Origin of the sequence: Streptomyces torulosus (assembly GCF_001419765.1) — a bacterium.
GTDB lineage: Bacteria > Actinomycetota > Actinomycetes > Streptomycetales > Streptomycetaceae > Streptomyces > Streptomyces torulosus.
On sequence record NZ_LIRK01000350.1, the window covers coordinates 1 to 4215 of the forward strand.

Annotated in this window: 5 protein-coding genes; 4 read left to right on the top strand and 1 reads right to left on the bottom strand. The window is 71.4% G+C overall.

The window, feature by feature from the left end; genetic code table 11:
• Positions 1 to 203 precede the first annotated feature (203 nt).
• Together mqnC and AOK23_RS24185 are read left to right on the top strand one after the other, a co-directional pair.
• A complete protein-coding gene (gene mqnC, locus AOK23_RS24180) occupies positions 204 to 1403 on the top strand; it encodes a cyclic dehypoxanthinyl futalosine synthase (RefSeq protein ID WP_055714761.1) in 1200 nt (399 codons plus the stop codon).
• Positions 1404 to 1410: 7 nt separating this feature from the next.
• On the top strand, positions 1411 to 1860 hold the full coding sequence (locus AOK23_RS24185; RefSeq protein ID WP_055714762.1) for a hypothetical protein: 450 nt from the start codon (positions 1411 to 1413) through the stop codon (positions 1858 to 1860).
• A gap of 59 nt (positions 1861 to 1919) precedes the next feature.
• Here AOK23_RS24185 and AOK23_RS24190 read toward each other — a convergent pair whose 3' ends face one another.
• Positions 1920 to 2915 carry a chitinase gene (locus AOK23_RS24190; RefSeq protein ID WP_055714763.1) on the bottom strand — a complete coding sequence of 332 codons (996 nt, stop codon included), beginning with the start codon at positions 2913 to 2915 and terminating at the stop codon, positions 1920 to 1922.
• Positions 2916 to 3068: 153 nt separating this feature from the next.
• Between AOK23_RS24190 and AOK23_RS24195 the strand changes: the two genes are divergently transcribed.
• A complete protein-coding gene (locus AOK23_RS24195; protein ID WP_055714764.1) occupies positions 3069 to 3767 on the top strand; it encodes a demethylmenaquinone methyltransferase in 699 nt (232 codons plus the stop codon).
• Positions 3768 to 3906: 139 nt separating this feature from the next.
• Positions 3907 to 4215 (top strand): zinc ribbon domain-containing protein (locus AOK23_RS45435; protein ID WP_157878134.1); only part of this gene is annotated, 309 nt, incomplete at its 3' end.

Here is a 4215-nt window from a genome sequence, read left to right on the forward strand (position 1 = left end):
CGTCGTCCAGGCCGTGCGCGGCCGGGCGGCACGCCGACAACTCGTCGCCCTGGGGCCGTTCATGATCGCGGGGGCGTACCTGGGCCTGCTCCTGGAGGCCTACGCGGCGTGACGTCCGGGACGTCCGGGCTGACGTCGGCCGTTCGCGGCGGCTGGCGTAGGCTGGCGTGGTCCGTCCAACCCTTACGAAAGGGACGCTCCCGGTGACCGAGAAGGCCGACCTCCAGTCCGTTCTCGACCGTGCCGCCGAGGGTGGGCGGATCACACCGGAGGAGGCGCTCGACCTCTACCGCGACGCTCCGCTGCACGCGCTCGGCTCCGCCGCCGACGCCGTCCGCCGCCGCAGGTACGCGGGTACGGAGCACATCGCGACGTACATCATCGAGCGCAACATCAACTACACGAACGTCTGTGTGACGGCGTGCAAGTTCTGCGCGTTCTACGCCCCGCCCACGGCCAAGGACAAGGGCTGGACCCGCGACCTCGACGACATCCTGCGCCGCTGCGCGGAGACCGTCGAACTCGGCGGCACGCAGATCATGTTCCAGGGCGGCCACCACCCGGACTACGGCGTCGATTACTACGAGAAGCACTTCGCCGCCATCAAGAAGGAGTTCCCGCAACTGGTCATCCACTCCCTCGGGGCCTCCGAGGTCGAGCACATGGCCAGGATCTCCAAGGTGAGCGTCGAGGAGGCGATCCAGCGGATCCACGCCGCCGGCCTCGACTCCTTCGCGGGCGCCGGCGCGGAGCTGCTCCCCGAGCGTCCCCGCAAGGCCATCGCGCCGCTCAAGGAGTCCGGCGAGCGCTGGCTGGAGATCATGGAGACCGCGCACAACCTGGGTGTGGAGTCCACCTCCACCATGCTGATGGGCACCGGTGAGACCAACGCCGAGCGCATCGAGCACCTGCGCATGATCCGTGACGTACAGGACCGCACGGGCGGGTTCCGCGCCTTCATCCCGTACCTCTACCAGCCGATGAACAACCATCTGAAGGGCCGCACCCAGGCCACGATCTTCGAGTACCTGCGGATGATCGCGATCTCCCGGCTGTTCATGGACAACATCGCCCACATCCAGGGCTCCTGGCTGACCACCGGCCAGGACGCGGGCCAGCTCACGCTGCACTACGGCGCGGACGACCTCGGCTCGGTCATGCTGGAGGAGAACGTCGTCTCGGCGGCCGGTGCCAAGCACCGCTCCAACCTCCAGGAAATGATCGACATGATCCGCACGGCGGGGCGGGTCCCGGCCCAGCGCTCCACGACGTACGAACACCTCGTGGTCCACGACGACCCGGCGAACGACCCGGTCGACGCGCGTGTGATGTCCCACATCTCCTCCACGGCGATCGAGGGTGGCACGGCCCATCCCGAGCTGAAGATCCTCGCGTCCAGCTAGGTCGCGCATGCTGACGATCCACGCCGCCGACGAGGTACGCCTCACCTGGGACGACCCGGAGCCCGTCAAGGACGGCGCCGTGGTCGTCGAGGGCATCCGGGTCCGGGCCGCGGGACCGCTGAAGGAGCTCCAGGAGCGGTTCCCGGGCGCCCGCGTGCGCCGGTGGCCCGGTGTGCTCGGCCCCGCCCGCGTCCACGAGGGCCCGCTCCCCGACGCACCCAGCCCACGGGAACGCGTCCATGTGGTGCTGAAGTCCGGGGCGACCGCTGTGCTGGCGGACCACACGGACACCCCCGAACTCCGCGCCGCCGCAGAGCGGAACGACGTCGTCGTGCTCGCCGGTCCCCGCACGTCGGCGATCGTCGACGACGGCCGGGCGGACCTGGCGATCTTCGACGAGGCGGGCATCTGCGTGGCGACGGTCTGCGCGGGCCGCCTGGTGCACCGCCGCCGCTGACGGCACGGGCGCCGCTGACGGCGGGGGCGCCGCTGACGGCGGGGGCGCCGCCGCCCCGCTCACCCCGAGAACGCCTCCGCGAACGCGCCGTCCTCCTGCTCGACCCCGCTGCAGTCGGTCAGGGCGTCACTCGCCCCGTCCCCGCACTCCCGGTCCCGGAACGTCGCCCACATGGAGACCCAGGCGATCCCCTTCTCCTCCGCGAACTTTCTGACCTGCGCCGCGTCCTCCAGCGTGAACGTCTCGTTCTCCACGTCGTTGACGCCGAGCATCGAGGTGAGGGCGAGAGCCCGCCACGCCGTGCCCGGGGACGTTCCGAAGACGGCCCGCACCTGCCGGTGCGTGGCCCTCGCGGCCCACTCCGCGTAGTCGCCCATGTCGCCGTCGTACGAACTGGCGTAGTTCATGGTCATGATGTTGACGGTGGAGACCTCGACGGACGCGTCGTTCGCCGAGTGGAGCAGGGCGAGGGCGTCGTCGTCGAGGCCGGACGGCATCACGGGGAGCGTGAACGAGACGGTGAGGCCGGGCCGGTCCCGCTGGAGGCGGGCGATCGCCTCGGACCGCAGGTCCACCGCGTCGGAGTCCTTCAGCGCGTCGCCCTCGACGTCGAAGTCGGCGGCCGTCGCACCGGCGGCGTCGAGCGCCGCGCCGTACGCGTCGGCGAGGTCGTCCGCGCTGTCGCAGGCGTCGGCCAGTTCCGTCCCCGACGCCCCGCCGAAGGACACCCGCACCGACGCCCCGGACTCCGTCAGCGCCGCGATACGGGACTCCACCGCCGTATCGCCGAGCGCGGTGGTGCCGTTCCACGCGGGCACGCACGCGTCGCCGTCGGCGATCACGAAGGCGAGATGGTACGCGGCCGCCGACCCGGCGTCGTCGAGGTCGGACGCCTCCGTGGCGTCCACGTAGGGGGCGTACACCGTGGAGGTTTCCGCCTCCTTCTCGGCGGCCGTCGCCTTCGCGTCGGGTGTCCTCGGCGCACCGCTCGGCGCGGACGCGGACTCCGTCGACCCCGTGGCGCAGCCCGCGCAGGTCAGGACCAGCGCGGACATCACGGATATCGCGGATATCAGTGCGGCGGCCGGTTTCGGGACATTCCTCACGCTGCTCACTTGGGAAACCAATCACACCGGGCCGCGCGCCGTGCCGTGGTCGCCGGGACGGGCGCTGCGAGGCCGCTCGGCCCTTACTGCCACAATGGGCCCGTGACCCGCGCATCCCTGGACAAGCAGCCGCACGAAGTCGCCTCGATGTTCGACCGAGTGGCGGAACGGTACGACCTGACCAACGACGTGCTGTCCCTCGGGCAGGACCGGCGCTGGCGCAAGGAGGTCGCGCGGGCGGTGGACGCCCGCCCCGCCCAGAAGGTCCTGGACCTGGCGGCCGGCACCGGCACCTCCTCACAGCCCTTCGCGCAGACCGGCGCGTACGTCGTCCCCTGTGACTTCTCCCTCGGCATGCTCCGGGTCGGCAAGGAACGCACCCCCTGGCTGCCGTTCACCGCGGGCGACGCCACGCGGCTGCCGTTCAAGGACGACACCTTCGACGCGGTGACCATCTCCTTCGGCCTGCGCAACGTCCAGGACACGGACGCCGCGCTGCGCGAGATGCACCGGGTGACCAAGCCCGGCGGTCGGGTCGTGATCTGCGAGTTCTCGCACCCGACCTGGGCGCCGTTCCGGACCGTCTACACCGAGTACCTGATGCGCGCGCTGCCGCCGACCGCCCGCGCCGTGTCGTCCAACCCCGACGCGTACGTGTACCTCGCCGAATCCATCCGCGCCTGGCCCGACCAGTCCGGTCTCGCCGAGCGGCTGCAGAAGGCCGGCTGGGGCAAGGTCGCGTGGCGGAACCTCACCGGAGGGGTCGTCGCCCTGCACCGGGGGTTCAAGGTTCACCCGTAAGGGGGATGCCTCAAAGGGCGCCCTGTTGATGGGAACCGGTCAACGGAGAACGTCGTCCGTTTGATACGTCACCGCACACGCGGCATACGTGTGTCCACGTCTGATCACGGCACGAGTTCTCTGGATGACGGAGCGTTCCATGACGTCCTACTGTCCGCACTGCGGGACCCCCGGTCCCGACGACGCGCGTTACTGCATGAAGTGCGGGCGGGAACGCATACCGGTCCCCTCCGCGCCCCCGGCACCGGACGCGCCCGCCGGCCAGGGCACACCCCCGACCCCGCCGGCCGCCCCGCCGACCCGGGCTCGGTCGGCGGGGCGGCCGGCGGGGTCGGGGGTGTGCCCTGGCCGGCGGGCGCGTCCGGTGCCGGGGGCGCGGAGGGGACCGGTATGCGTTCCCGCCCGCACTTCATGCAGTAACGCGCGTCGTCGGGACCGGGGGTCCCGC

What these genes read in the sequence shown, in the direction of transcription:
- AOK23_RS24185 (WP_055714762.1), top strand. Translation starts at nt 1,411, where the DNA reads ATGCTGACGATCCACGCCGCCGACGAGGTACGCCTCACCTGGGACGAC.
- AOK23_RS24190 (WP_055714763.1), bottom strand. Translation starts at nt 2,915, where the DNA reads ATGTCCGCGCTGGTCCTGACCTGCGCGGGCTGCGCCACGGGGTCGACG.